The organism is Nonomuraea sp. NPDC003560 (assembly GCF_042878785.1).
In the GTDB taxonomy this organism is placed as follows: Bacteria; Actinomycetota; Actinomycetes; order Streptosporangiales; family Streptosporangiaceae; genus Nonomuraea.
Window position 1 is genome coordinate 85,503 of record NZ_JBIAOF010000008.1, and the last position, 24,849, is coordinate 110,351.

The following is a 24,849-nucleotide window of genomic DNA, read 5'->3' on the forward strand; positions in this document are numbered from 1 at the left end:
CCTAGACCGGGACGCGCGGGCTCTCGGCCGGGCGGCGCGGCTCGGTCTCGGCGCGCCGGGCCACCAGGCGCTCGCGCAGCCGCATCGCGGGCAGCTCGACCAGGTAGTAGCTGACCGTCGCGACGGCGACCGTGCCCACGAGCACCACCGCCAGCAGCTCCCAGAAGCCGGACTTGCCCATCACCACCGGCATCGGCACCGGCGGCGCGCCGAAGACGCTGCCGTTCTGCAGCCAGAGGTACTGCAGGATGAAGTGCCACAGGTAGACGCCGTAAGAGATGCGGCCGAAGAAGCGCATCGGACGGTTGGTGAGCACCGCGTCGATGACCTTCGAGTGCACGCCGGGCACCACCACCGGGGCGATGACCAGCAGCGCGAAGATCAGGAACAGCACCATCTCGGCCATCGCCTCGGGCACGGTGGCGTAGTCGGCCATGCCCGGCTTGCCGAACGGCCGGATGCAGTTGATCACGTAGACGACGGCCGCGCCCAGCCAGAACAGCAGCGGCCGGCGGGCCACCAGGCGGTAGAAGGCGGGCGTGGTGTCCTTGGCCTCCGCGTACGCCGACAGGATGGCCAGGCCCATGCCGATGGCCAGGAAGCCGGTGAAGCCGATCACCCAGAAGTACTCGTACGGGAAGGGGCCCATCGACTCCAGGTGCGTGTACGCGGTCCAGGCCAGGCCGACGAGCACGAAGACGCCCAGCGGGACCAGCAGGCGGCGGGCCTTGGCGCCGGGGTCGGCGGCCTTCCTGGCGTACCGGTCGAAGATCCAGGCCAGGATGGGCAGCGCCAGGTAGAAGGTGACCTCGGCGGGCACGGTCCAGGTGGGCTCCAGCCCGGCGTAGCCCGCCTCGGGACCCGGCACGTAGTAGTGCATGAGCAGCAGGGGGCTGAGCACGTACCAGAGGCCGTCGACGCTCTTGAGGTTGAGCAGCAGCAGCGCCGCCACGGCCACCAGCCAGTACGCGGGCAGGATCCGCAGCATGCGCTTGATCAGGTAGCCCTTGAGCTCAGGACGCGGCGTGCCGACGATCGTCGCCCTGGCGAACGGCCGGTACAACAGCAGGCCGGACATCACGAAGAAGGGCGGCAGCAGCACGTTGAGACCCTGGATCAGCACGGGCCAGATGCCGACAGACGGTTTGTCGTAGAAGCCGATGACGCCGGCGGCGAAGGCGACGTGCACCACGATCACGCCCAGTGCCAGATATCCGCGCAGCCCGTCGAGCCGAGGGGCACGTTTGCCGGGGCCGCCCCTCTTGATGATCTCCGGTGAGGTCATGGCATGTTTCCTCGCAGTTCGCTCGCTGATGGGGCTCGGCGCCCCCTCGGCGCCATCGTCACGCGGGGCCGAGGGCGGCCGCATCTCGTGTCGTGCTGAATTCCCCGTGCCGCCGGACGGCCTTTTCCACATCTTCCGAAATGCGTTTCCGGTGAATTGCAGGAAGCGGTCCCGGCGAGGCAGGTAGCTGCCCTGAAATGGCCTGTCGCCCGTTCCCCGGGGCGCGCATCGTTGGGTCCATGAGAGAAGACACCGTTCTGACGTACTCGTCCTACCTGGCGCTGGAGGAGATCCTCACGGCGCAGCGACCGGTTTCCGAGAGCCATGACGAGACCCTGTTCATCATCGTCCACCAGGTGTACGAGCTGTGGTTCAAACAATTGCTGCACGAATTCGCCGAGCTGCAACTCGAACTCGCCGGCGGATTCACCGCGCACGCCATGCGGACTTTGCACCGGTCCTTGAAGCTGATGCGGCTCGCGGTCTCCCAGATGGACGTCATGGAGACGATGACGCCGTTCCAGTTCGCCGCCTTCCGCGGCAAGCTGGGCACCAGCAGCGGCTTCCAGTCGGCGCAGTTCCGCGAGATCGAGGCGGTGCTGGGCCGGCGCGACGAGCGCATGCTGCTCGGCCAGGCCGAGGGCACCCCGGCCCGCGCCCGGATCGAGGCGGCGATGGCCAGGCCCACGCTGTACGACTCGCTGCTGACGTACCTGTACCTGCGCGGCTACGAGGTGCCGCAGGACCGGTTGCACCGCGACGTACGGCTGCCGCTGGAGCCGTCGGAATCGGTGCAGGACCTGCTGCTGCGGGTCTACCGGGACGACACCGGCGCGGCCCAGCTCTGCGAGCGGCTGGTGGACCTGGACGAATGCCTCCAGGAGTGGCGGTACCGGCACCTGAAGATGGTCGAGCGCACCATCGGCGCCCGGCCGGGCACCGGCGGCTCCAGCGGCGGGGCGTACCTGCGGGCCTCGCTGACGCCGTCGTTCCCCGACCTGTGGGCGGTCAGGAGCATGGCATGAACGACATCTCGGGACGTCTGGCGCCGCACTACTCGGCCTTCCGCGCGGCGGACCGGCTGCTGCTCACCGGCCACTCCCACCAGGCCTGGCCGGATGTGGCGCTGGCCGGGCAGATCGAGGCGTTCGACGACGCCGCCAGGGACGTGGACGACAAGTGGGCCGCCGCGTTCAAGAAGGCCGACCGGGTCAGGGAGGGGTTCCGGCTCTTCCTCGGCGACCCGTACGCCGAGCTGGCCCTCGGGTCCAGCACGCACGAGCTGGTGCTGCGCTTTCTGTCGGCGCTGGACCTGCGCGGCCGGCCCCGGCTGGTCACCTCCGGCGGCGAGTTCCACACGCTGCGGCGCCAGCTCGCCCGGCTGGCCGAGGAGGGGGTGGAGGTGGTGGTCGTCCCGCCGGAGCCGGTGGGCACGCTGGCCGCGCGGCTGGCGGAGGCGGCCGACGGGCGCACGGCCGCCGTCCTGGTCTCGGCGGTGCTGTTCGAGACGGCCAGGATCGTGCCGGAGCTGGACGCGCTCGCCGCCGCCTGCCGCCTGCGGGGGGCCGAGCTGCTGGTGGACGCCTACCACGCGCTGGGCGTGGTGCCGTTCTCGACGGCGGGCCTGGACTCGGCCTGGGTGGTGGCGGGCGGGTACAAGTACCTGCAGCTCGGGGAGGGCAACTGCGTGCTGCGGCTGCCGGCGCACGCCGACCGGCTGCGGCCGGTGGTGACCGGGTGGTACTCGGAGTTCGCCGAGCTGGCCGAGGACCCGCGGGCGGGCGGCCGGGTCGGCTACCCGGCGGGGGCGGCCCGGTTCGCGGGGGCGACCTACGACCCGGTGAGCCACTACCGGGCGGCCCGGGTGTTCGACTTCTTCGCCGCGCAGGGGCTGACGCCGCAGGTGCTGCGGGCGGTGTCGCTGCGCCAGCGCGGGCTGCTGGCGGCGCGCTTCGACGAGATCGGCGCGCCCGCGCACGTGGTCAGCCGGGACCTGGACGCCGCGCCCGAGGAGTTCGGCGGGTTCCTGGCGCTGCGCTCGCCGTACGCGGGGCGGCTGCGGGCGGGGCTGGCGGCGCGGGGGGTGCAGGCCGACAGCCGGGGCGAGTACCTGCGGCTCGGGCCGGCGCCGTACCTGTCGGACGCGCTGCTGCACGCGGCCATGGACCGGCTCGCCGCGGAGATCCGCTCACTGCCGGCCGGCGCGACGGCCGGAACGAGGCGAGCGGCGTGAACCGGAGGGACGGCCGGGTGCGGCCGGCGCGAGGCGAGCGGCGTGAACCAGAGGGGGCGGCGGACCACAGCCGGGCAGCCGCCCCCGGCCCCGCCCGGCCTTGCACCCGCAGACGGTCAGGGGCGGAAGAGGGCCGGGTCCATGGGGACGAGCGACGGCGAGACGCGGACCGGGAAGCCGATCTGGTCGAGCACGTCGCGGCGCAGGTCCACGCCGGGCGCGAGCTCCACCAGCTCCAGGCCGCCGGCGGTGACGTCGAAGACGGCCCGCTCGGTGACGACGCGGGCCCACTGCCCGCGCCGCACCCCCTCGCCCAGCCGGTACGTGACGTGACCGGCCCGCGGCACCAGCTTGCGCACCCGCCCTTCGGCCAGGATCCGCAGCCCGCCGTCGGCGCAGCTCACCCGGAGGCCGTCGGTGGTCAGCGTGCCGGCGAAGACCAGCCGCGTGGCGTTGTGCGCGATGTCCACGAACCCGCCGGCGCCGGGGTTGGCCGCGCCGAACCGGCTGACGTTCACGTTGCCCTCGGCGTCGATCTGGGCGAAGGCGAGCGCGGCGAACGGGCAGCCGCCGCCGTCGATGAAGTCGAACTGCGAGGGCCCGTCGAGCAGCGCCCGCGGGGAGTAGTTCGCCGAGAACTGCCAGCCGCTCATCACGATGCCGCCGAAGGAGCCGTGCTCGGTGGTGAACAGGTGCTCGTCCAGGCGGCCGTCGTCCAGCAGGCCGTCCTCGGCCATGGCCAGGACGGCGTCGGAGGAGGCGCCGAACCCGAAGATCGAGGTCTCCCCCGGCCTGACCTCCCTGGCGACCCGGCGGGCGATCACCTTGTCCGGGCCGGACGGCAGCCGGGGCACCCGCGCGACGGCGTCGGGCACGTGCCGGAGGTAGCCGGGGTCGTGCCGTACGCCGGTGGTCATGGGCGCGTCCGCAACCACGACGACCCGGTCGACGAGCGCCCCGGGCACGCGCATCTCCCGCGCGGGCGACGAGCCGGCGGGCACGATCCGCGACACCTGCGCGATCACGGTGCCGCCGCACGCCTTCACCGCGAGGGCGATCGCCAGCGCGCTGGAGAACAGCGGCTGGTCCTCGAAGGACAGGTTGCCGTCGGGGTCGGCGGCGCTCGCCCGGACCAGTCCGGCGTGCAGCGGCCAGGACGGGTAGAACAGGTACTCCTCGCCGCCCAGCTCGACCAGCTCCACCAGGTCCTCCTGGGCCAGGCGGGTGAACCTGCCGCCGCCGTGCCGGGGGTCGGCGTACGTGCCGAGGCCGACCCGGGTCAGGTAGCCGGGGCCGCGCCGGGCCACCTCGCGCAGCCAGTGCATGGCGGCGCCCATCGGCCAGCTGTACGCCTCGACGAGGTCGTTCTGGATCAGCTCGGTCAGGGCGGGGCGGGCGCCGGTCACCGGGTGGCGGGGGTTGATGAACGAGGCGGACACGATACGGCGCATCAGGCCCTTCCTGGCCACGTGGTCCATGCCGCCGATGCCGACGGCGTCCCCGGTGGCGCAGGGGAAGTAGAAGGTCAGCTCGCGCGGGGCGCCGGTGGCGGCGAAGCGCTCGCCGAGCGCGGCCAGCAGGGCGTCGGGGGTGAGCCAGCCGATGACGCCGGTGCTGGCGACGGCCTGGTGGTCCTCGATGAGCGCGACGGCCTCGGCCGCCCCGCACACCTTGCCCGTCCGGCCGCCCGCGACCAGCTCAGGGCCCTGGTCAGGGGCCTGGTCAGGGCCCTGGTCAGGGCCCTGGTCCGGGCCCTGGTCCGGGGCCTGGTGCGGGGTCTGGTCAGGGGCGGTCATGGGCGGGCTCCGAAGCGGGCCAGGCTCTCGCGGGCCGCGGCGGAGGCGCAGTCGGCGCCGAACATCCAGGCCGTGCGCGCGTCGAGCGTCTCGGCGGGCCCGCTCACCGCGTCGGTCAGCGCCCGCTTGGCGGAGGCGACCGCGTGCGGGGGCAGCGCCGCGAGCCCCGCCGCCACCTCCAGCGCGCACGCCAGCGCCTGCCCCGGCGCGGCCAGCTCGTCGGCGCCGCCGATCCCGTGCAGCTCGCGGCCGGTCAGCGGGCGGTCGCCCCAGACCAGCCGCCGCGCGGCGACCGGCCCGACCCGGGCGGCCAGGCTCTGGATGCCCCAGGGCGGCACCCAGCCGAGCCGCACCTCAGGCAGGTGCCAGCGGGCGTCCTCGGCGGTGACCACCACGTCGCAGCCGGTGGCCAGCAGGAAGCCGCCGCCGAGCGCGAAGCCCTCGACGGCGGCCACCACGGGGATGCCGAGATGCTGGACGGCCCTGGCCACGCGCCCGGTGTCGGCCTCGTGCCGCACCATGCCCTCACGCGTCATCCCGGACAGCTCCTTCAGGTCCGAACCCGCGCAGAACCCCGGCGGCGCGCCCGTCAGCACGGCGGCGCGCACCCCCGGGTCGTCGTCCAGCTCGGCCAGCGCGGAGCCGAGCGCCGCGACCAGCCCGGACCCGAGCGCGTTGCGCACGCGGGGCCGGTCGAGCCGCAGGACGGCCACCGCCCCGCGGCGCTCGCACGCCAGGCCCCCGTCCGACGGCCGGTCCATCAGAACGGGGTGGGCCAGGGGGCCAGCCAGGCGACGTCCACGACGCCGGGACGCTGGTGCGGCCAGGCGGCCACCTCGCGCCAGCCGTGCGCCGTCATGTGCTCGGCGATGCTGTCGAGGGTCGAGCCGCCGCTGTAGCGGGCCGTCACGCTGCCCTCGATCACGGCGAGCCGCAGCCGGCTCAGGTCGGTCCCGGCGAGCACCTCCAGTTCGGCGCCCTGGGCGTCCACCACCAGCACGTTGCAGCCGTGCTGCACCTCGCTGACGGGGATCACCGGGACGACGTCCTGCCGGACGACGGCCATGGGCAGCAGCGGCGGCAGCATGCTGGACTGCTTGTCGTAGGGGGTGACGTTGAGCGTGGCCTGGCCGCGTTCCCGGCCGGCGCACGCCGCCACGACCTCGCGGGCCGGGTGGCCGTGCTCGGGCTCGGGCAGCCCGGCGGCCAGGTGGTGCAGCCGGAGCTGCTCGCGCAGCGCGGGCAGGTGGTCGCCGTTGGGCTCCATCATGACCAGGCGGCGGAACCCGCACCTGGTGAGCGCCTCCACCTCCTGGCCCCGGTGCGCGCCCACCTGGATCGCCCCTTCGGCCGGCAATCCCAGCTTGTCCAGCAGGTCGGGCAGGTGATCCTCCCATCGGGCGCTCACCCGCTCCGGTGCGACAGTCTGGTTGCGCATCTGGTCGTCTCCTCCCGGTGAACCGCTCAGGGCAGCGTCATCGTGGTCATCGTCGGTCGCGGCCGCGCGCCGCCGCATCTCGTGGATTGCGCGGTACGTCCGCCCGCCGCCCGATCCCCGCCCCGCAGCGTCACCTGAGGAGCAATCCGCGAGGTGCGGGACGGCCGCGCGGCGGACCACGATGGACGCGGCGACCGAAGGGAGGGCCCATGCGGCGAACTCGTGACCGTGACCTGAACGCCTACCTCGACCGGCTGGACGTCGGCGACCCCGGCGAGCCGTCGCTCCCGGCGCTGCGCGCCCTGCACCGCGCGCATGTGGAGCGGGTGCCGTACGAGACCTTGGAGGTTCAGCTCGGCCGGCGGATCACCGTGGACCCGCGCGAGTCGGTCGAGCGGGTGCTGCGCGGGCGCGGCGGCTACTGCGTGCAGCTCAACGGGGCGTTCGCCACGCTGCTGACCGCGCTCGGCTACGACGTCACCTGGCATCGGGCCGGGGTGCAGGCCGCCGTCCGGGCGCCCGCCTCGCCGGCGTCGTTCGCGCCGCACCTCGCGCTCACCGTCGCCCTCGACGGGCAGGACTGGCTGGTGGACATCGGGCTCGGCGACGGGCTGCACGAGCCGCTGCCGCTGCGGGCGGGGACGTACCGGCAGGGGCCGTTCGAGTTCCGGCTGTCCGCCTCGGACGTGGAGCCCGGCGGCTGGCGGTTCGACCACGACCCGCGCGGGTCGATCGCCGGGCTGGACGTCGAGCGGGCCCCCGCCGAGCCCGGGGACTTCGTGGAGTGGCATCCGTACCTGTGCACGTCGCCCGAGTCCCGGCTGGTGCGGGCCGCCGTCGTGCTGCGGCGCGACGCGACGGGCGCCGACTGCCTGGTGGGCTGCATGTTGCGCCGGATCGGCGCGGACGGCAGGACCGAGCGGGAGCTGTCCACCCGGCGGGAGTGGTTCGGGGCCCTGGAGGAGGTGTTCGGGCTGCGCCTCGACGACGTCAACGGCGCCGAACGCGAGGCCCTGTGGACCAAGGTCCGCGACGCCCACCTGTCCTGGCAGTCCCGCCGCCGCACCCCCGCCGCCTGACCTCGCCCGCTGGTTTTCCGATCAGCGGGCGGATCTCGCCACGGCGGCCGGGGTGACCGGGGTGAAGAAGTTGACGAGATTGCCGTCGGGGTCGCGGAACAGCAGCGACCGGTTGCCCCACGGCATCGTGGTGGGCTCGTTGACGAAGTCGGTGACGAAGCCGGTCAGGTTCTCGTACGCGCGGTCCACGTCGTCCACCAGGAACTCGACGATCACGCTGTGGTTGTCGGCCGGACGGGAGGAGCCCGGGGCGAACAGCGGGACGGTGCGGGTGCCCGCGATCGCCAGCGTGGCGGTGCCGGTCCTGATCTCGGCGAAGTCCTCGGTGGACCAGGTCGCCGGGGTCCCGGTGGCCTGCTCGTAGAACCCGGCGAGGCGGGCGACGTCATCGGTGATGATGCGGATCGATACGAAGTTCATGACGTTCCTTCAGTGTTCGTGCAGCTCTTGGCACCCCGCACGGTACGACTGATACTGGACGGATTCGGTCCACTATTCGCCATAGGCTCGTATTCATGTCGCCACCCACCGGTCGTGTGCTCACGCTCCTGGAGTTGTTGCAGTCGGGCGGCGTCCGGACGATGGCCGAACTGGCCGACCGGCTCGACGTGGACGGCCGTACCGTGCGGCGGTACGTCGGTCAGCTCGTCGACCTCGGGCTGCCGGTCGAGTCGGTGCGCGGCCGTTACGGCGGCTATCGTCTCGCCCGCGGCTACCGCCTGCCGCCGCTCATGCTCGACGACGACGAGGCGCTGGCCGTGCTGCTCGGCCTGATCGCCAACCGGCGCACGGCGAGCGACGCCGGCGACACCGCGAGCGAGACGGCGGCCGCGAAGATCCGCCGGGTGCTGCCAGAACGGCTCGTCCGCAGACTCGACGCGCTCATGGAATCCCTCGCCTTCACCGGCCCGTCCGGCGGGCCCGCCGGCCCCGACGCCGCCGTCCTGCTCACGATCGCCGACGCCGTGCGCCACCGCCGGCCCGTCTCCATCCGGTACGCCGACCGCACCGGCCGGCGCAGTGAGCGCACGCTGCACCCGTACGGGATCGTCAGCCACGCGGGCCGCTGGTACGTCACCGGCGAGGACCCCGGCCTCGGCGAGGACCGGACCTTCCGCTCGACCGCGTCGCGAACGCCCGCACCCTGCCCGGCTCGTTCGAGCCGCCTGCTGGACGCGCTGCGCCGGGTCCGGCGCAGCGCGTCCTGTCGGGGTTCGCCACCGCGTCCTACCGGCACGAGGTGACCCTGCGGATCCACGGGACGGCCGAGCGGATCCGCACCCGCCTGCCCGCCGCCGTCGCCACCATGGAGGAGATCACCGACGAGCCCGCCCTCGACACCGCTGACGACCCCGCTGAGGAGCCCGCCGGGGAGCCCGCCGGGGAGGCGGGCGAGCGCTGGTGGCGGGTCGAGCTGCGGGCCGAACGGCTCGACTGGCTGCCCGGCGTGCTCGCCGCGCTCGACCGCCCGTTCGTCATCGAGCGTCCCGATGAGCTGCGCGACCTCGTCCTCGCCGTCGCCGGCCGCCTCGCCGCCCGCGCCCGCCGATCCTGACCGCCCGGCGTCACACCCCGACGAAGCTCACCGTCTCGGCCAGGTCGGCCCGCCCGGTACGCAGCCGCGGCACGTCCTCCCTCTCGAAGCCCACCGCGACCCCACAGAGCAGGACAAGCCCGTCATGAGCGCCGACGGTCTGGCTGACGGTCTCGCGGTACATCGTCCACATCACCTGGGGGCAGCTGTGCACCCCTTCCGCCCTCAGCAGCAACATGACCGTCTGCAGGTACATCCCCGCGTCCGCCCACTGCCCGGGGCCCATCGCCCGGTCGAGGTAGCAGAACAGGACGACCGGCGCCCCGAACGCCGCCGAGTTCAAGGCGGCGATCCGCCGCGGCCGGTCGGGGGCGTCGCGCTCGATCCCCAGCGCCTTGTACCGCTGGTCGGCCGCGGCGGCGAACCGGTCCAGGTACGGCGAGGTCAGCTCGGCCGGGTACATCGGATACTCCCGCTCGTCACCCGGGTCTCCCGCCAGGGCCCTGGCCGTCGCCCGCCGTTTCAGCTCGGCCAGCGGCTCGCCGGCCACGACGTACAGCCGCCACGGCTGAAGGTTCCCGCTCGACGGGGCCCGCGTCGCGGCGGTCAGCACGCGTTCGAGCACCTCCCTGGGGACCGGCTCGTCGCTGAACGCCCGCACCGCCCGGCGGCTGTCCACGGCTTCGTACACGTCCATGCCTTCTCGCCCTCTCACGTCAACCTGCCCGTGCGGGCCGCGGCGAGCAGCCGTGCGGCCGTCACCGCCGTGCCCGCGACCGCGGCCGTCACCAACCAGATCATGAACGTCGGATACAGACAGACCACCTGGATCCACATGATGTCGCCACCCCGCAGGAGCACCCGCATGATCGGGACGATCATGACGCACAACGCGAGCGGGGCCAGATGTGGCAGCAGCCGCAACCGCCGCCACCCCCCGTACACGGCGGCCCAGCGCCGGGAGCGGGCCACGCCCCGTACGGCCAGCCCGGCGGTCGCGAGGGTCAGCAGGACGAACAGGATGTCGGTGACGAGGTAGGGCGGCGCGGAGGGGATCTCGGGTGTGCCTCCCTCGATCAGGGCGACCAGGCCGTCCATGAGGGCGCCGGCGTCGCCGAAGGCCGTCCCGGTGTTCGCCATGACCGCGACGCCGTATCCCCGCTCCGGCATCAGCAACTGGGCGGCCGTGGAGGTGAACAGGTCGCCGTCGTGCCGGACGACGGGGGTGCCGCGCGCGGTCTGGCCGATCTCCCAGCCGAGGGCGTACTCCCCGTCCTGCTCGGACGGCGTGCGCATCTCCTTGACGCTTCGCGGGGAGAGGATGCCGTCGTTCTGCGCGATCAGCCATCGGGCCATGTCGCCGGCGGTGCTGAGGACCCCGCCCGAGCCGTTGCCGAACCCGGGCGGCTCCGGCACGGCGACGGCCCGGCCGAGCACGACCAGATGGCCGCGGGCGCTGCCGGGCAGGTCGCGGTCGGTGTCGACCGTCCTGCTGTGGCGCATGCCGAGGGGCGTGAAGACGTTCTCGTGCAGGTACGCCGCGAACGGCTGCCCGCTCACCACCTCGACCAGCCGCGCGGCGACCTGGTAGTTGGTGTTGTGGTAGCTGAAGGCGGTGCCCGGCTCCGCGGCGAGCCGGGCCGTCCTCAGCCGGGCCACGGCGCCTTCGAGCGTGCGGGGCTGGGGCAGGCTCTTCTCGCGGAAGGCCGAGTCGGCCATGCCGGAGGTCTGGTTGAGCAACTGCCGCACGGTGATCCGGGCGGCCCTGGGATCGGCCATGGTGAACTCGGGCAGGTAGCCGCGCACCGGCCTGTCCAGCTCGACCTGGCCTTTCTCCACCAGTTGCAGGACGGCGAGCGAGGTGAACGACTTGCTGACCGACGCCACGGCCATGGGCGTGTCCGTCGTCACCGGCTCGCCGGAGGCGGTCCGGCCGTACCCGGCGGCGTGGACGACCTGCCCGCCCTTGGTGATCGCGACCGCGACCCCGGGGAGCCCGGTCGCCTCGCGGTACCTCGTGACGAAGGCGTCCACCGACGAGGGGGCGAGCTCCTGGGCCACGGCCGGGCCGGACGCGAGCGGCAGGGCGAGGCAGAACACGGCGACGATGTCTCTGAGCACCCGCCCAACGCTATGGATCACCCTCGTTCCGCCACCATGGCGAAGTCCCTCCGCTTTTCCTACGGAAAACCGCCACTCCTCGCGGAAGCCGGGCGGGCCCGCCTGGAACGCGCCTGCACCCCGCTGACCCGCGAGCAATTCGTCTATTTCGCCGGAAATGAAACCTGCGGTGCGCAGGTGTCCCTGATGGCTACCGTGGCGGAGTGCACACAGTGATCACGCGAGACGGCCGCGCCCTTGCCGTGGAGCAGTGGGGCGTCCCCGACGGGACACCCGTCTTCTACCTGCACGGCACCCCCGTGGGACGCCTGGCCCGCCACCCCGACGACTCCTTGTACACCAGGCTCGGCATCCGGCTGATCACCTTCGACCGCCCCGGCCTCGGCGGCTCGACGCCGCTGCCCGGGCGGCGCGTCGTGGACGGCGCGGACGACGTCGCCGCCGTGGCCGACGCGCTCGGCCTCGACGAGTTCGCCGTCTACGGGGTCTCCGGCGGCGGGCCGCACGCGCTGGCGTTCGCCGCCCGCCACCCCGGCCGGGCCGTCCGGGTCGCCTCGCTGGCGGCGCTGGCCCCGCGCGACGCCGAGGGGCTGGACTGGACGGCCGGGATGATGGAGGGCAACCGGCGCAGCGCCGCCGTCGCCCTCCAGGATCGCGACGCGATGATCGCCCACCTGGGGGCGGACTCGTCCGGGCCGCCGCAGTTGCCGCCGTTCGAGGCCGCCGTCCTGACGCGGCCCGAGGTGAGCGCCATGTTGTCGGCCGCCTACGCCGAGGCGGTCCGTCCCGGCCTCGGCGGCTGGGCCGACGACGTCATCGCCCTGTTCGGCAGGCCCTGGGGGGTGGACCCCGCCGCCATCACCGTCCCGGTCCGGCTGTGGCACGGCGAGCTGGACGGCGTCGTGCCGGTCGCGCACGCCCGCTGGCTCGCCGCCCGCATCCCCACCGCCACCCTCACCGTCCAGCCCGACGCCGGGCACGCCGGGCACTTCGACGCCACCCCCGCCACGCTGGAGTGGCTGCTGCACGGCGACGAACCCCTCCGCGACCAGGACGAGGTGGCGGCCGCCACGACATAGGCGGCCCGCCGTCAGTGGGGGATGGCGTCGATCAGTTCCCGGGCGCCCTGGCGGAGCAGCGCGACCGCGACGGAGGTGCCGAGCGTCGCCGGGTCGAGCGGGCCGGCCCACTCGTGCGCGTCGAGCACGCGCTTGCCGTCGGGGGAGAAGACCCGGGCGCGCAACGACAACCGGCCGTCGCGCTCGGCGCGGGCGTACCCGGCGATGGGCGAGTTGCAGTGGCCCTGGAGCACGTGCAGCAGCATGCGCTCGGCGGTGATCTCCCGCCACGTGTCGGCATGCCCCAGCCCGGCGACCGCGTCGACGGTCGCCGGGTCGTCCTCCCGGCACTGCAGGGCCAGCACGCCCGCGCCGATCGGCGGGCACATCGTCTCCAGCGACAGCGCCTCGGTGATCCGGTCCGGCCGGCCGATGCGCTCCAGCCCGGCCACCGCCAGCAGCAGCGCGTCGGCCTCGCCCGCGTCGAGCTTCTCCAGGCGCCGGTTGGCGTTGCCGCGCATCGGCACGCAGCGCAGCTGCGGATGGGACGCGGCGAGCTGGGCCACGCGCCGCACCGACGACGTGCCGATCCGGGTGCCCTCGGGCAGCGCGTCCAGCTTCAGGCCCCCGGGATGGACGAGCGCGTCGCGCAGGTCGTCACGCTTGAGGAAGGCCGCGAACACCGTGCCGGCCGGCAGCGGACGGTCGGCGGGCACGTCCTTCATGCAGTGGACCGCCAGGTCGGCCTGGCCGGCCAGGAGCGCCTCGTCGACCTCTTTGGTGAAGGCGCCCTTGCCGCCCAGCGCCGACAGCGCCCCCTGCCACCGGTCGCCGGACGTGGTGACCGGGACGACCTCGGTGCGGATGCCGGGATGCCGGTCGGCCAGCTCCCGCCGGACGCGCTCGACCTGGGCGAGCGCCATGGGAGACGAACGCGTCACGATGCGGATCAGCTCGGGGACGGCCATCCCCCGATCGTAGGGCGTCACCTCCGCGCCGCGCGGGCTGATCCCGGAGCTCGCCGTGGATGGCCCGCCGAGGGGATGGCGGCTTAGGGTACGGATCACCAATTGTCACGGGGGGGGAAGAGGACGGGGACGTACATGATGGCCAATGATCCGGGGCGGCCGACGCTGATGACGCGGATGGTCGCGGCGTACAAGGGCGAGGTGCGCGCGGACGAGCTGGAGGCGTACCGGCGGGCCGGGGGCCTGGTCTACACCGAGCTGGAGCGTGCCGAGGAGCTGCGGTTACGCCTGGTCCAGGACGGCGTCAACCTCTGGCACGGCCCGCAGTCCGCCTCCGGGCAGCTGCTGTGCACCTGGAACGCGTTCGTGCTGCAGACGATCGGCGAGCAGCTGCTCGACTCCGACTACAGCGCCGACCCGCGCACCGCGGGCTACGTGCCGCCGGTCACCAGCCGGCAGGTGGCCGCCTGCTTCGCGCAGGTGGAAGGCTGGGTGTCGCGCGCCCGGCAGGCGGCCGGCAACACCCGCTATCTGGTCGAGACAGAGCTCCAGCTGCCCGCCGACCTGCCCGAATGGGCCGAGGCGGACCCGTGCCCGCTGCCCCATCTGCACGGCATGCTGGCCGCCACCCGCGCGATCCGCCGGCACGCGGAGGTGGCCTTCGGGGTGTTCGAGCAGACCGTCGCCGACGACCACGACCACCAGGCCGACCTGCAGCGGCTGCGCCAGCTCGTGGCCGAGGCCGCCACCGCCGCCGACTACGCCGAGGGGCTGCTCAAGGCCGATCCGCAGCCGAGCCTGCACGAGGCGATCGAGCAACGGCTGCAGCGGTCCCTGGAGCTCTACTACCACGTGGGCCAGCTCATCGCCATGCCCAGGCACATCGCCACCTACCGGAGCACGGCCGCCAGGCCCGCGGCGACGTACCGGTCCCTTGAGGCGAACCTGCGCGACCTCGACCCCTGGTGCCTGACCGATCCGCAGCGGCGGGACTACTGGCAGGCCGACCCCAAGGCCCGGCAGGCCGTCAAGGAGATGTGGGAGTACGACCCCGACCCGGCCGCCACGCTGCACATCCAGGCGCAGATCGACGCCGCCTTCCGGGACGGCGCCATCGCCTACGCCGTCGACGCTGCGGGCAAGCCGCTCGGCAGCTACTACTGCTGCCCGTTCCCCGCCATCTATTCGGTGCGCAGGCCGGTGGTCATCGCGGGCAGGCTGCTGCGGCCCATGCAGCGCTTCACCTTCGAGGCGTCCGCGGAGGAGATGGAGAGCGGCGGGCCGTTCCGGCGCGAGATCATCGTGGCCGACTTCAAGCCGACGAACGAGATCGACTACTGCGACCCCGACGGGCTCCACGGCGACTAGTCATCGGACGGGCCACGGAGGACGTGCGGCGGAAATGCGGCGGAAACCGGGCCGGGCCGTCGGTATCCGAGGACATCCGGCCTCGGAGCTGCCTATATTTCAGGCAACGGAATTCTCCTGTTGGAGGTCTCGGTGTCCGATGTGTTCGCCAAGGATCTCAGCCGCCGGGTCGTGACCAGGATCGCTCCCGCCGAACTGCCGCTGTTCGACCAGACCTGGGACGCGCTCGGCGGCAGGACGAGGCCGCGGTCGCATCGGGATCCGCTCGGTTTCGGGTTGCCGGGGGTGGACGAGCTGCTGGTGACGGCGATCGTCTCCGGCGTCGTGACCACGGTGCTCGCGGACGTGGGCAAGGACGTCGGCTCGTGGACCGGCCGGCTGATCGGCCGGTTGCGCCGCCGTCCGCGGGAGCTGCCCGAGGCGCAGCCGGCGGGCCCGGCGCCGTTGCCGCCGGCCCGGCTGACGGAGATCCGCAAGGTCGCCTACCACAAGGCGCGCCGGATGGGCATGTCGCAGGCGCAGGCCGACGCGCTGGCCGACGCGGTGGTGAGCGAGCTGGCCCGCAACCCGTCATGAGAGGCCGTCTCCCGTCGGCCACCACGTCCGCGTTCGTCCTGCTGATCAGCCTGGCGTTCGCGACGACCGCGATCTACCGGCCGGGGATCTTCGACCTGCTGTCGGTGCAGGGGGCGGAGGTCCCGGCGAAGGTCAGGGAGGCGTGCCAGCTCGCGGCGCTGAAGGGCCTGGACGATCCCGCGTGCGACGTGATGAGCCGCGGGGCTCACCAGGATCTCCGGCTCGGCGTGTTGCTCTGTTTCGCGACGCTCGTCCTGCTCACCGCGCTGCAGTGCTGGTTCGGACCGGCCTGGCGGATCCGCCGCCGGCGGCTGCGTCCGGTCGGCGGCGAGGTCGGCGAGGAGTTGCGGCGGATGGCGGCGGAGGTGCTCGGCGGCCGCCGCGTCGTCTTCCTGCTCGACGTGCTCGACCCCGCGGTGGCCGGGCTGGCCTTCGGGCGGCCCGGGCGCCGGTACGTGGTGATCAGCCGGGGCACCTGGATGTCGTTCGAGCGCGACCGGCCGCTGTTCCGGGCGGTGGTGCTGCACGAGCTGGCGCACGTGCGCAACAGGGACCTGACCATCACGGCGGTCACGCTGGCGATGTGGCGGTCGTATGCCGCGGTGATCCTCGTGCCGGGCCTGCTCGCCGCCGTGAACGGGGTGGTGTCGGGGCAGGCGCCGTTCCTGCGGGCGGAGCTGATGCCGTTCGGGGCGCGCGCGGCGCTGTCGTGGTTGTTCGCCGCCCAGATCGCGGGGCTGGCGGTGTTGTCGTGGCTGACCCGTTCGGTGGTGCTGCAGTCGCGCGAGCTGATGGCCGACGCCCGCGTGTTGTCGTGGGAGCGGGACGCGACGCCGCTGCGCCGCGTGTTCGAGCAGGCGCCGGCGCCGCGCCGGTGGCCGGTGTCGCTGCGGGTGCGCACCCATCCGCACCTCGCCGTCCGGCGGGCCGCACTGGAGGACGAGGAGCCGCTGGTACGCCAGGGTTTCGTCTTCCCGCTGGCGCTGGGCGGCTGTTTCTCCCTGACCATGGATCCGGCCACGTCGCTGACCGCGCAGGGACGCACCAACACGCTGCCGTGGCCGGCGGAGGTGTTCGCCCTGCTGCTGGCCGTCGCGCTGGGGTTGCGGGCGTTACGGGCCGTGGGGGCGCGCGGCGACGCCGTGCACGTGCCGCTGGGCCTGGCCGTGGGGCTGGCGGGCGGCTGGGTGCTGGCCCCGAGCAGGATGACCGACCATGCGCTGGCGCCGTTCCCCGTGTCGGTGCAGCTCGCCGGGCTGGTGGTGCTGGCGGTGGCGGGCCTGCTGCTGGGGGTGTGGGTGCGGTGGGTGGCGCGGGTGTGGGCGCCGCGGGTGCACGGGCCGCGGTCGGCGCTCGGGCCGCTGCTGCTGATCGCGGCGGTCGTGACGCTGGGCGCCCGGGGGTTCTACGACGTCCAGGCCGACATCATCATCGCCCACGTCCAGAAATATCCCGCTGTTTCCGACCCGCTGGCGCAGGTCCTGATCACTGCGCAGATCATGCTGGACTCCCGCCTGTCGGCGGGCCTCCTCCTGCTGCTCGCCGTCGTCCTGCTCATGCTGGCCCCGATGGGGGTACGTTTCGTCACCCTCGGCGAACGCCGCCCGCCCGCGCCCCGGCGCACCGGCCGCCTCGCCCTGGCGGTGGGCTGCGCGGCCGCCGCGGCGCTGGTCACGGCCATGGTGTCGGGCACGGTCAACGGCTACGTCTTCCAGAGCTCCGGCACCGCGTTGTCGGGCGTCATCGCGACCGGAGCCGCCGCCGGCGCCGCCCTGGCGGCCTGCGTGGCCGGGTTGTCCGGGACGTCGCCGGTCGCGAAGGGCATGCTGACGGGGCTGGCCGCGGCGGTGCTCTACGCCCTCGCGCTGGAGCTGGTGTGGCTGCCCCTGCGGACGGCGCTGCCGTGGCTGATCCACATGATCATCCTGGAGCGCATGCTGGAGGCCGCGCTGATCGCCGCGCTGGCCACGGCCCTGCTGGCCCGCCTGCTGCCCGTCCGCGGGGAGCCGGCCCCGGTCGCCGGCGTGCCCGCGCCGGGGTGAGACCGGCCTTCCGGAGGCTACTGCGTTCTCATCAGGTCCCAGAAGGACCTGTGGCGGTCGGCGCCCGGCAGCCAGGGCGCGAGGAACCACGCCTCCCACTCGCCGTCGGCGGTCCTGACGTGGGGGTTGAGCAGGAACTCGCCGTCATCCCCGTAGCCGACCAGCAGGGTGTCGCGCACGTACTCCTCCCGCAGGTCGACGCAGTCCTGCTCGGCCCCGTAGACGAAGTAGAGCTCGTCGGGGACGCTCACGGAGACCGGTTCTCCGGGCGACGGCCACAGCGCGGCGGCCTCGGGTTCGAGGTCACGGAACCAGCCGACCCTGGCGGCCGGCAGCACGACATGGCCGGACTCGTCGTCGCCCCAGCCGTCGGCGAACAGCAGGAACTGCCGGTAGCTCGGCGGCAGGGCCGTGCCCAGCCGGTCTTCGAGCCGGCTGACCTCCGCCTCGCCGGCCGGGGGGTGCGGGCCGTCGCCCGGCGCGGGCGGCGGGCCTCCGGAGCTCCGGGGGGTCAGGCCCTTCGCCGCGAAGAGGGCGGACCAGCCGTACTGGGTGTTCATGGCAGGCGACCGTATCCGCCGGGGCCGACATTCCGTGCGGCCCGGCGGTTGGGATGATGAGCGCATGGACGCCCCCATCCCTGTCGACACCGATGCCTGGCCGCGCCGGCAGCACTTCGAGCACTACCGCCGGGCCGTCCCGTGCACGTATTCGATCACGGTGGAGATCGACGTCACCGCATGTACGGCGGCGCTCGGCCGGTCGCGGCGCAAGTCCTACCTCGCGCAGGTCTGGGCGATCGCCACGGTCGTCAACCGGCACGAGGAGTTCAGGATGTGCCTGACCGCCTCCGGCGAACCGGCCGTCTGGCCCGTCGTGCATCCGGCCTTCACGGTCTTCAACCCCGACCGCGAGACGTTCGCGTGCGTGTGGGCGCCCTACGACCCCGACTTCGCCGCCTTCCACGACGCCGCCGCTCCCCTGCTCGCCGAGCACGCCCGCGCCACCGACTTCTTCCCGCAGGGGGCGCCGCCGCCCAACACGTTCGACGTGTCGAGCCTGCCGTGGACGTCCTTCACCGGGTTCAACCTCAACATCGGCGACAACTGGGACCACCTCGCCCCCATCTTCACCCTCGGCCGGTACACCGAGCGCGACGGCCGGGTCCTGCTCCCCCTCGCACTCCAGGTGCACCACGCCGCCGCCGACGGGTTCCACTCCGCCCGGCTCGTGAACGAGCTGCGGACCCTCGTCGCGCACCCGTCCTGGGTCGACGGGAGCCCGGCCTCCTGAACCAGCGCTGACCTCCGCCCCCGCCCCGGCCCTTGCGGCCACGGGCCGGGGCGCGCTTCGCCACGCCCCGAAGCGATCGTTCGAAATTGCTACGTTCGTTTGTCATGCGATAGTTTTGCATGCGAAAGAGAGGTGGCGTTCATGACGAGCGAAGCCGGCCCGGCCGATGCCGGGCGACACGTCGACGTACTGATCATCGGTGCCGGCCTGTCCGGCATCGGCGCCGCATGGCATCTCCAGCGGCGCCCCGGCAGGACCTACGCGGTGCTGGAGGCCCGAGACCGTCTCGGCGGCACGTGGGACCTGTTCCGCTATCCGGGCGTGCGCTCGGACTCCGACATCTTCACCCTCAGCTACGCCTTCCAGCCCTGGCGCGGCCGCAAGTCCCTGGCCGACGGGGACGCCATCCGCCGCTACATCGAGGACACCGCCCGCGACCACGGCATCGACCGGCACGTCCGGCACCGGACCAAGGCCCTGTCCGCCGACTGGTCCTGGGAGCGGCGCCGGTGGACGGTGCGCACCACCCGCGGGACCTGGACGTGCTCGTTCCTGTACGTCTGCGCCGGTTACTACGACTACGACCACGGCCACCAGCCGGAGTTCAAGGGCGCCGAGGACTTCGGCGGCCGGTTCGTGCACCCGCAGTTCTGGCCGGACGACCTCGACGTGACCGGCAAGAGCACCGTGGTGATCGGCAGCGGGGCCACCGCGGTCACCCTGGTGCCGGCGCTGGCGAAACGGGCGGGGCACGTCACGATGCTGCAGCGCTCCCCGACCTACCTGACCTCCCTGCCCGACGTGGACCCGGCGGCGGGCCCGCTGCGCCGCCTGCTTCCCGCGCGTACGGCCCACCGGCTGCTCCGCGCCAAGAACGTCCTGAGCAGCCAGCTCACGTACTGGCTGAGCCGGCGCTACCCGGAGCAGACCAAGCGGCACCTGCGCATGGGCATCCAGCGGTACCTGCCCGACCCGGCCCTCCTCGACCGGCACTTCACCCCCCGGTACCAGCCGTGGGACCAGCGGCTGTGCGTCGTCCCCGACGGCGACCTGTTCCGCGAGGTGGCCGCCGGGCGCGTGTCGATGGTCACCGACCGGATCGCCCGTCTCACCGAGCGCGGGATCGAGCTGGAGTCCGGGCGCACGCTGGAGGCGGACGTGATCGTCTCCGCGACGGGCCTGTCGCTGATCCCCCTCGGCGGGATCGCCGTGTCGGTGCAGGGCCGCCCGGTCGACCTGGCCGAGACCACCGCCTACCGCGGGCTGATGCTGAGCGGCGTGCCCAACCTGGCCTTCTGCGTCGGTTACACCAACGCGTCGTGGACGCTGCGGGCGGAGCTGTCCTCCCGTTACGTCGTCCGGCTGCTCGACCACATGCGGCGGCACGGCCTGACCACCGCGATGCCCGCGCTGCCGCGCGACGTCGCCCGCCGTCCGCTGCTCGGCCTGACCTCCGCCTACGTCCAGCGCACGGCGCACCTGTTCCCGAAGCAGGGCGACCGCGCGCCGTGGACGGCCGGCCAGAACTACCTGACCGACCGGCTGCGGTCGGCGTTCCTCGACGTCCGCAAGGGGATGATCTTCGATGGGTGAGCAGTACCGGGTGGTGGCCCTGGGCGGCGCCGGCGCGATGGGCAGGCCCGTCGTAGAGGCGCTGGCCGGGCGGCCGGACATCGCCGACCTGGTGATCGCCGACCGCGACACCGCCGCCGCCGCGCGGCTGTCCGTCAAGTACGCGAACGCCTCGGCCGCGACGGTGGACGCCGCCGACCCGGTCCGGCTGCGCGAGCTGTTCCGCGACGCCGACCTGGTCGTCAACACCACCGGCCCGTTCTTCCGGCTCGGCGTGCCGATCCTGCGGGCGGCGATCGAGAGCCGTACCCACTACGCCGACATCTGCGACGACTGGGAACCGACCCTGGACATGCTCGCCATGGACGCCCAGGCGCGGGACGCGGGCGTGACGGCCGTGATCGGGGCCGGCGCGAGCCCGGGCACCAGCAACATGCTGGCCGCGCTGGCGACCCGTGAGCTGGACACCGTCGAGAGCGTCCACACCGCCTGGCCGGTGGACGTCCCGTTCGTCGGCGACGACCCCGCCGACGCCTCGGCGGGCGGGGAGTCGGCCGCCGTCGTCCACTGGATGCAGCAGCTGTCCGGCACGATCCGCGTCTGGGCCGGCGGCGCGCCCGCCGAACGGCCGCCGCTCGAACCGGTCAGGCTCGACTATCCGGGGCTGGGCCCCGGCACCGCCTACACCGTCGGCCATCCCGAGCCGCTGACGCTCCCGGCGACCTGCTCGATCACCGGCGACTCCGCCTGCGTCATGGTGGTCAGGCCGGAGACGGCCGCGTACCTGATGACCCTGCGCGAGGAGATCGACCGGGGCGGGCTCTCCCTGGAGCAGGCCGCGGCCGCGATCGAGCGTCCGACCGCGGGCCGCTTCGCCCGCTCCGCCGTGCGCTGGCTCTCGCTGCGCGGCCCCGGCCCGCTGCCGCCCTTCTTCGCGCTGGCCGCCGGCGTCCGGGACGGCCGGCCGTGCCGGATCGGCGCGCGGCTGATCGGCTCGCCGCGCGGGATGGCCAGGGCGACCGGGATCCCGCTGTCGCTGGCGGCGGCGCAGATCCTCGACGGCTCGGTGCGCGCCGCCGGCGTCCATCCCCCGGACGCCGTGCTCGACCCGGAGAGGTACTTCGCGGAGCTGGCCGTCCACTGCGACCCGCCGTGCGCCGGCCGCGACGAGGTGGTCACCGTGGACCGGACCCCGTGACCGGCGTCGATCGCCCGCTTCCCGGGGTCCGCGGCGACGTCGGGCCCGGGTGGGAGCCGGTCCGCCGCGCGTTCGCCGCGATCATGGGCAGGCCGGGCGAGCGCGGCGCGGGGCTGCACGTCATCCACCGCGGCCGGGCCGTCGTCGATCTGTACGCCGGGAGCGACGCGTCCGGGCCCTACGGTCCGGACACCCGGCAGGTGGTCTTCTCCGCCTCCAAGGGCGTCGCGGCCGCCTGCCTGGCGGTGCTCGCCGACCGCGGGCAGCTCGACTTCGACGCGCCCGTGGCCAGGTACTGGCCCGAGTTCGCCCGTCGTGGCAAGTCCGGGATCACGGTCGCGCACCTGCTGAGCCATCAGGCCGGGCTCATCGCCCCGGAAGGCGGCGCCACCCTCGCGGAGGTGCTGGAGGGACGTCCGCTGGCCGACGTCCTGGCCGCCGAGCCCGCGCGCTGGCCGCCGGGGCGGCCCGGGTACCACGCGGTCACCTGGGGGACGCTCGCCGACGAGCTCGTCCGCCGCGTCACCGGCGGACGGCTCGGCGAGGTGCTCGACGCGTGGGTGTGCCGGCCGCGCGGCCTGGCGATCGGCATCGGCGGCGGGCAGCCGGGCCCGCCACCCGCGCCCGTGCACGCCGCCACGCGCGTCCCGCTCCTGGTCCGGATGACCACCGCGGTCTTCGCCCGGCCCGGGACGCCCTTGTGGGCGGCGATGACGGTGGGGGGTGCGCTCACCGAGCCGCCCGACCGGTGGGTGGCCCGCCCGGAGACCCTCGCCGCCCACCTGCCGGCCGCCAACGCCGTGGCCACGGCCCGCTCCCTGGCCCGGCTCTACGCGCTGCTGCTGCCCGGCGCCGGATCCGCGCCCGGCGACGAGCCGCCGCTCATCGGCGCGCGGACCTGGCGGGCGGCCGTCCGGCCGCGCGCCGCCGGGCGCGACCGGGTGCTCGGCGTGCCGTCGGCCTTCGGGTGCGGGTTCGCGCTGCCCAGCCGCGCCTGGCGTCTGGGGTCGCCCACGGCCTTCGGCCATCCGGGCATCGGCGGCGCCCTCGGCCTCGGCGATCCACGCCGGGGTCTCGCCCTGGCCTTCCTGCCGCGGACGATGCCCGCCGACGCCCTGGCCGACCCCCGTCACCGCACCCTGCTGGACGCGGTGGCCCAGGTCATCGGCGCATAACGATCGGACTCGATACGATAGTCGGCATGGACGTCCATGTCCCCACCCGGATGCTCGTCGAGGCGCTCGTCCGCACCGATCTCACGGTCGACGCCGGCGAGCTCTACGCCACCGCCAACCTGCTGGACATGAACGACCAGCAGGTGCGCCTGTGCATCAAACGGCTGGTCGCCGAGGGGCGGTTCGTCCAGGAAGGGCGGGGGCGCAAGGCGATCCTGCGCGCCACCGGCAGCACCGGACGCGCGATGGGCCTCGACGTCGAGTTCGTCACCCACGCCTACCGCCAGGACGCCGGGCTCGCCCCCTGGGACGGCGCCTGGCATCTCGTCGCCTTCACCGTCCCGGAGAGCGCCCGGCCCGCGCGCGACGCGCTGCGCGCCGCGCTCACCCTGCTGGGCGGCGCCCCCGTCCACGGCGGCCTGTACGTCAGCGCCAATCCGTGGGAGCCCTACGTCGAGGAGCACGCCCGCCGCCTGGACGTCCTCGGCCACGTCACCTTCCTGACCACCCGGGACCTGCGCCGGGGCGAGGAGAGCGATCCCGTCGCGCTCGCCCGGGCCATGTGGCCGCTGGGCGAGATCGCCGAGCGTTACGAGCGGCTCGCCGCGGTGGCCGAGCCCCGGCTCCGGTTCCTCCAGGAGCACGCCGAGCCGTCGGGCAAGCCCGGATCGTCCGAGCCGCGGCGGCTGACCATCGCGGTGGAGCTGGCCGCGGAGTTCACCCGCGCGATGGAGGCCGACCCGCTGCTTCCCCCCGAGCTGCTGCCCCGGCCCTGGCCCGGCGCCCGGGCCCGGGCGCTGGCCGCGCGCTGCTGGTCGCTGCTGGAGGAGCAGACGGGCGAGGACGCCGGCGCCGTCCGCCTGTTCGGCCTCTACGGCGGCCTGAGCCGTCTGGCCGCGGGCGCCTGACGGGCCGTCACGCCGTCACGCCGTCTCCACGGCGACCTGCACCGAGCCGCCGGTCCACCGGGCCAGGTCGGCGAAGAACCGCTCATGGTCGATCGCCGCCTCCGGCGGGTGGACGCCGGGCCGCGCCCCGGGATCGTCGATCAGCTGCGCGAGGCCCAGCGCGGCCGGCACGCCCGTGGCCTCGGCCATGCCCTGGAGCAGCGGCGACGTACCCGTCAGATGGGCCAGGACGGTCGCCGGCCGCCCGTCCGCCACCCCTGTGGCGACGGCGAAGAACGCGGGCAGCGAGCCGGGCCCCTTGAAGCCGAAGGCCCGTACGGCGGCGCGCAGCGCCCGCCACATGGTGGGCCGGGTCAGCTCGGCGGCGGCCGTCGCGGGCGTGAGCCTGCCCCGGTCGATGTCGCGGCGCAGCACGTCCAGATAGGCCGCGGTCCCGGGGGTGACGACCATGAGACCGGCCGACTCCCCCGCCACCCGGTAGCTGCGGGCCAAGGTCACCGGCTCGGGGTGGCCCACGGTGTACGCGGTGCCCTCGCGGCCGCCCGGCAGCGCGAGCCCGACCGGCCGCAGGGGTGGCCGGCGTACCGGGCGGCCGCCGCCGATCTCCGCGATCGTGCCGCTGACGTGCCGCATCCAGTGCACCACGGCGGGGATCGGGCGGCCGTCGGACCCGCTCAGGCCGGCCCGGCCGGGGTCGGAGCCGGGCACGTCGACGGGCCAGGCGGTGTAGAGGTCGGTCACGGTGTCCAGGCGGGCCGCCGCCCTGGCCGCGAGCAGGTTGCTGATCCCCGGGCTGGCGCCCATGCCGATCACCGCGCGCACGCCCGCCGCGCGGGCTTCGGCGTCGAGGCCGAGCATCTCCGACGTGGCCTCCCAGTCGTCGCAGACGTCCAGGTAATGGGTACGGGCGGCGATCGCGGCCCGTAGCACCGGCGGCCCCGGCCGGTGGTGCGTCCCGAGCGTGTTGAGGACGACGTCGGCCTCGGCCAGCGCGGCCGCCAGGGCACGTCCGCCGGCGACGTCGCGGACGCCGAGCCTGGCCGGGACGCCCTTCAGCTCCCCGGCCAGGGCGCGGGCCGCGTCGAGGTCGTGGTCGGCGACGACGATCTCCCGGACCCCGCGCAGACCGGCCGCCACGCGCACCGCGACCCGCGCCACCGCTCCGGGGCCACCGAGGGCGAGCACTCTCATGGACTTCCCAAAGG

Annotated in this window: 23 protein-coding genes and 1 pseudogene; 14 read left to right on the forward strand and 10 right to left on the reverse strand. The window is 74.1% G+C overall.

The window, feature by feature from the left end:
- Position 1: 1 nt before the first annotated feature.
- The gene (locus tag ACFYUV_RS29225) at positions 2–1,285 is read right to left on the reverse strand and encodes an acyltransferase (protein ID WP_358295559.1); all 1,284 of its coding nucleotides are present in this window, start codon (positions 1,283–1,285) and stop codon (positions 2–4) included.
- A gap of 239 nt (positions 1,286–1,524) precedes the next feature.
- On the opposite strand from ACFYUV_RS29225, the gene ACFYUV_RS29230 reads away from it, so the two are divergent.
- Positions 1,525–2,310: a tryptophan 2,3-dioxygenase family protein gene (locus ACFYUV_RS29230; protein WP_364335157.1), complete on the forward strand. Its 786-nt coding sequence runs from the start codon at positions 1,525–1,527 to the stop codon at positions 2,308–2,310.
- On the forward strand, positions 2,307–3,518 hold the full coding sequence (locus tag ACFYUV_RS29235; RefSeq protein WP_387673422.1) for a kynureninase: 1,212 nt from the start codon (positions 2,307–2,309) through the stop codon (positions 3,516–3,518). The genes ACFYUV_RS29230 and ACFYUV_RS29235 overlap by 4 nt, the downstream gene beginning before the upstream one ends.
- Before the next feature lie 116 nt (positions 3,519–3,634).
- Here the strand turns inward: ACFYUV_RS29235 and ACFYUV_RS29240 are convergent, their stop codons facing one another.
- Genes ACFYUV_RS29240 through ACFYUV_RS29250 form a run of 3 tightly spaced genes read right to left on the reverse strand, consistent with a single transcriptional unit; the run spans position 3,635 to position 6,752 of the window.
- Complete coding sequence (locus tag ACFYUV_RS29240) at positions 3,635–5,314, reverse strand: CoA-transferase (RefSeq protein ID WP_387673425.1); 1,680 nt, start codon at positions 5,312–5,314, stop codon at positions 3,635–3,637.
- A complete protein-coding gene (locus ACFYUV_RS29245) occupies positions 5,311–6,075 on the reverse strand; it encodes an enoyl-CoA hydratase/isomerase family protein (protein WP_358295548.1) in 765 nt (254 codons plus the stop codon). Before ACFYUV_RS29245 ends, ACFYUV_RS29240 begins: the two co-directional genes overlap by 4 nt.
- Complete coding sequence (locus tag ACFYUV_RS29250; RefSeq protein WP_358295545.1) at positions 6,075–6,752, reverse strand: FkbM family methyltransferase; 678 nt, start codon at positions 6,750–6,752, stop codon at positions 6,075–6,077. The genes ACFYUV_RS29245 and ACFYUV_RS29250 overlap by 1 nt, the downstream gene beginning before the upstream one ends.
- A gap of 209 nt (positions 6,753–6,961) precedes the next feature.
- Between ACFYUV_RS29250 and ACFYUV_RS29255 the strand changes: the two genes are divergently transcribed.
- A complete protein-coding gene (locus ACFYUV_RS29255; protein WP_364335167.1) occupies positions 6,962–7,831 on the forward strand; it encodes an arylamine N-acetyltransferase in 870 nt (289 codons plus the stop codon).
- 21 nt (positions 7,832–7,852) lie between these two features.
- Here ACFYUV_RS29255 and ACFYUV_RS29260 read toward each other — a convergent pair whose 3' ends face one another.
- Positions 7,853–8,251 (reverse strand): VOC family protein, encoded by a 399-nt coding sequence (locus tag ACFYUV_RS29260; RefSeq protein ID WP_387673429.1) that lies wholly within the window; start codon positions 8,249–8,251, stop codon positions 7,853–7,855.
- A 161-nt stretch (positions 8,252–8,412) separates the two neighbouring features.
- On the opposite strand from ACFYUV_RS29260, the pseudogene ACFYUV_RS29265 reads away from it, so the two are divergent.
- Positions 8,413–9,386, forward strand: a pseudogene (locus tag ACFYUV_RS29265) (helix-turn-helix transcriptional regulator).
- A 10-nt stretch (positions 9,387–9,396) separates the two neighbouring features.
- On the opposite strand, the gene ACFYUV_RS29270 reads toward ACFYUV_RS29265, so the two are convergent.
- Positions 9,397–10,062 carry a nitroreductase gene (locus ACFYUV_RS29270; RefSeq protein WP_387673432.1) on the reverse strand — a complete coding sequence of 222 codons (666 nt, stop codon included), beginning with the start codon at positions 10,060–10,062 and terminating at the stop codon, positions 9,397–9,399.
- Positions 10,063–10,076: 14 nt separating this feature from the next.
- The gene (locus ACFYUV_RS29275) at positions 10,077–11,486 is read right to left on the reverse strand and encodes a serine hydrolase domain-containing protein (protein ID WP_387673435.1); all 1,410 of its coding nucleotides are present in this window, start codon (positions 11,484–11,486) and stop codon (positions 10,077–10,079) included.
- Between the two features lie 36 nt (positions 11,487–11,522).
- Here ACFYUV_RS29275 and ACFYUV_RS29280 point away from each other — a divergent pair, with 36 nt between their 5' ends.
- Positions 11,523–11,702, forward strand: a complete 180-nt coding sequence (locus ACFYUV_RS29280) for a hypothetical protein (protein WP_387673438.1) — start codon at positions 11,523–11,525, stop codon at positions 11,700–11,702.
- Complete coding sequence (locus ACFYUV_RS29285; RefSeq protein ID WP_387673441.1) at positions 11,690–12,565, forward strand: alpha/beta fold hydrolase; 876 nt, start codon at positions 11,690–11,692, stop codon at positions 12,563–12,565. Before ACFYUV_RS29280 ends, ACFYUV_RS29285 begins: the two co-directional genes overlap by 13 nt.
- A gap of 11 nt (positions 12,566–12,576) precedes the next feature.
- Here ACFYUV_RS29285 and hemC read toward each other — a convergent pair whose 3' ends face one another.
- Positions 12,577–13,512 (reverse strand): hydroxymethylbilane synthase, encoded by a 936-nt coding sequence (gene hemC / locus ACFYUV_RS29290; protein ID WP_387673444.1) that lies wholly within the window; start codon positions 13,510–13,512, stop codon positions 12,577–12,579.
- A gap of 135 nt (positions 13,513–13,647) precedes the next feature.
- Between hemC and ACFYUV_RS29295 the strand changes: the two genes are divergently transcribed.
- The 3 genes from ACFYUV_RS29295 (at position 13,648) to ACFYUV_RS29305 (ending at position 17,498) form a co-directional block, all read left to right on the forward strand.
- Positions 13,648–14,880: a hypothetical protein gene (locus ACFYUV_RS29295; protein ID WP_387673447.1), complete on the forward strand. Its 1,233-nt coding sequence runs from the start codon at positions 13,648–13,650 to the stop codon at positions 14,878–14,880.
- A gap of 132 nt (positions 14,881–15,012) precedes the next feature.
- The gene (locus ACFYUV_RS29300; protein WP_358295504.1) at positions 15,013–15,456 is read left to right on the forward strand and encodes a hypothetical protein; all 444 of its coding nucleotides are present in this window, start codon (positions 15,013–15,015) and stop codon (positions 15,454–15,456) included.
- Entirely contained in the window at positions 15,453–17,498 is a 2,046-nt protein-coding gene (locus tag ACFYUV_RS29305) for a M48 family metalloprotease (protein ID WP_387673450.1), read from the forward strand. The genes ACFYUV_RS29300 and ACFYUV_RS29305 overlap by 4 nt, the downstream gene beginning before the upstream one ends.
- A gap of 17 nt (positions 17,499–17,515) precedes the next feature.
- Here ACFYUV_RS29305 and ACFYUV_RS29310 read toward each other — a convergent pair whose 3' ends face one another.
- On the reverse strand, positions 17,516–18,058 hold the full coding sequence (locus tag ACFYUV_RS29310) for an SMI1/KNR4 family protein (RefSeq protein WP_387673453.1): 543 nt from the start codon (positions 18,056–18,058) through the stop codon (positions 17,516–17,518).
- Positions 18,059–18,122: 64 nt separating this feature from the next.
- On the opposite strand from ACFYUV_RS29310, the gene catA reads away from it, so the two are divergent.
- From catA to ACFYUV_RS29335, 5 genes are all read left to right on the forward strand, one after another.
- Complete coding sequence (catA, locus tag ACFYUV_RS29315) at positions 18,123–18,791, forward strand: type A chloramphenicol O-acetyltransferase (protein WP_387673456.1); 669 nt, start codon at positions 18,123–18,125, stop codon at positions 18,789–18,791.
- A gap of 141 nt (positions 18,792–18,932) precedes the next feature.
- Complete coding sequence (locus ACFYUV_RS29320) at positions 18,933–20,384, forward strand: flavin-containing monooxygenase (protein ID WP_387673458.1); 1,452 nt, start codon at positions 18,933–18,935, stop codon at positions 20,382–20,384.
- Positions 20,377–21,561, forward strand: coding sequence for a saccharopine dehydrogenase family protein (locus ACFYUV_RS29325; RefSeq protein WP_387673461.1), 1,185 nt, complete (start codon positions 20,377–20,379; stop codon positions 21,559–21,561). The genes ACFYUV_RS29320 and ACFYUV_RS29325 overlap by 8 nt, the downstream gene beginning before the upstream one ends.
- On the forward strand, positions 21,558–22,736 hold the full coding sequence (locus ACFYUV_RS29330; RefSeq protein ID WP_387673464.1) for a serine hydrolase domain-containing protein: 1,179 nt from the start codon (positions 21,558–21,560) through the stop codon (positions 22,734–22,736). Before ACFYUV_RS29325 ends, ACFYUV_RS29330 begins: the two co-directional genes overlap by 4 nt.
- Positions 22,737–22,762: 26 nt before the next feature.
- Positions 22,763–23,644, forward strand: a complete 882-nt coding sequence (locus tag ACFYUV_RS29335) for a PaaX family transcriptional regulator C-terminal domain-containing protein (protein ID WP_387673467.1) — start codon at positions 22,763–22,765, stop codon at positions 23,642–23,644.
- A 15-nt stretch (positions 23,645–23,659) separates the two neighbouring features.
- Here the strand turns inward: ACFYUV_RS29335 and ACFYUV_RS29340 are convergent, their stop codons facing one another.
- Positions 23,660–24,835 (reverse strand): saccharopine dehydrogenase NADP-binding domain-containing protein, encoded by a 1,176-nt coding sequence (locus tag ACFYUV_RS29340; RefSeq protein WP_387673470.1) that lies wholly within the window; start codon positions 24,833–24,835, stop codon positions 23,660–23,662.
- Positions 24,836–24,849: the final 14 nt, after the last annotated feature.

What these genes read in the sequence shown, in the direction of transcription:
- hemC (WP_387673444.1), bottom strand. Translation starts at nt 13,512, where the DNA reads ATGGCCGTCCCCGAGCTGATCCGCATCGTGACGCGTTCGTCTCCCATG.
- ACFYUV_RS29340 (WP_387673470.1), bottom strand. Translation starts at nt 24,835, where the DNA reads ATGAGAGTGCTCGCCCTCGGTGGCCCCGGAGCGGTGGCGCGGGTCGCG.
- ACFYUV_RS29295 (WP_387673447.1), top strand. Translation starts at nt 13,648, where the DNA reads ATGATGGCCAATGATCCGGGGCGGCCGACGCTGATGACGCGGATGGTC.
- ACFYUV_RS29250 (WP_358295545.1), bottom strand. Translation starts at nt 6,752, where the DNA reads ATGCGCAACCAGACTGTCGCACCGGAGCGGGTGAGCGCCCGATGGGAG.
- ACFYUV_RS29320 (WP_387673458.1), top strand. Translation starts at nt 18,933, where the DNA reads ATGACGAGCGAAGCCGGCCCGGCCGATGCCGGGCGACACGTCGACGTA.
- ACFYUV_RS29225 (WP_358295559.1), bottom strand. Translation starts at nt 1,285, where the DNA reads ATGACCTCACCGGAGATCATCAAGAGGGGCGGCCCCGGCAAACGTGCC.
- ACFYUV_RS29335 (WP_387673467.1), top strand. Translation starts at nt 22,763, where the DNA reads ATGGACGTCCATGTCCCCACCCGGATGCTCGTCGAGGCGCTCGTCCGC.
- catA (WP_387673456.1), top strand. Translation starts at nt 18,123, where the DNA reads ATGGACGCCCCCATCCCTGTCGACACCGATGCCTGGCCGCGCCGGCAG.
- ACFYUV_RS29270 (WP_387673432.1), bottom strand. Translation starts at nt 10,062, where the DNA reads ATGGACGTGTACGAAGCCGTGGACAGCCGCCGGGCGGTGCGGGCGTTC.
- ACFYUV_RS29305 (WP_387673450.1), top strand. Translation starts at nt 15,453, where the DNA reads ATGAGAGGCCGTCTCCCGTCGGCCACCACGTCCGCGTTCGTCCTGCTG.
- ACFYUV_RS29255 (WP_364335167.1), top strand. Translation starts at nt 6,962, where the DNA reads ATGCGGCGAACTCGTGACCGTGACCTGAACGCCTACCTCGACCGGCTG.
- ACFYUV_RS29310 (WP_387673453.1), bottom strand. Translation starts at nt 18,058, where the DNA reads ATGAACACCCAGTACGGCTGGTCCGCCCTCTTCGCGGCGAAGGGCCTG.
- ACFYUV_RS29235 (WP_387673422.1), top strand. Translation starts at nt 2,307, where the DNA reads ATGAACGACATCTCGGGACGTCTGGCGCCGCACTACTCGGCCTTCCGC.
- ACFYUV_RS29240 (WP_387673425.1), bottom strand. Translation starts at nt 5,314, where the DNA reads ATGACCGCCCCTGACCAGACCCCGCACCAGGCCCCGGACCAGGGCCCG.
- ACFYUV_RS29325 (WP_387673461.1), top strand. Translation starts at nt 20,377, where the DNA reads ATGGGTGAGCAGTACCGGGTGGTGGCCCTGGGCGGCGCCGGCGCGATG.
- ACFYUV_RS29260 (WP_387673429.1), bottom strand. Translation starts at nt 8,251, where the DNA reads ATGAACTTCGTATCGATCCGCATCATCACCGATGACGTCGCCCGCCTC.
- ACFYUV_RS29245 (WP_358295548.1), bottom strand. Translation starts at nt 6,075, where the DNA reads ATGGACCGGCCGTCGGACGGGGGCCTGGCGTGCGAGCGCCGCGGGGCG.
- ACFYUV_RS29280 (WP_387673438.1), top strand. Translation starts at nt 11,523, where the DNA reads ATGGCGAAGTCCCTCCGCTTTTCCTACGGAAAACCGCCACTCCTCGCG.
- ACFYUV_RS29230 (WP_364335157.1), top strand. Translation starts at nt 1,525, where the DNA reads ATGAGAGAAGACACCGTTCTGACGTACTCGTCCTACCTGGCGCTGGAG.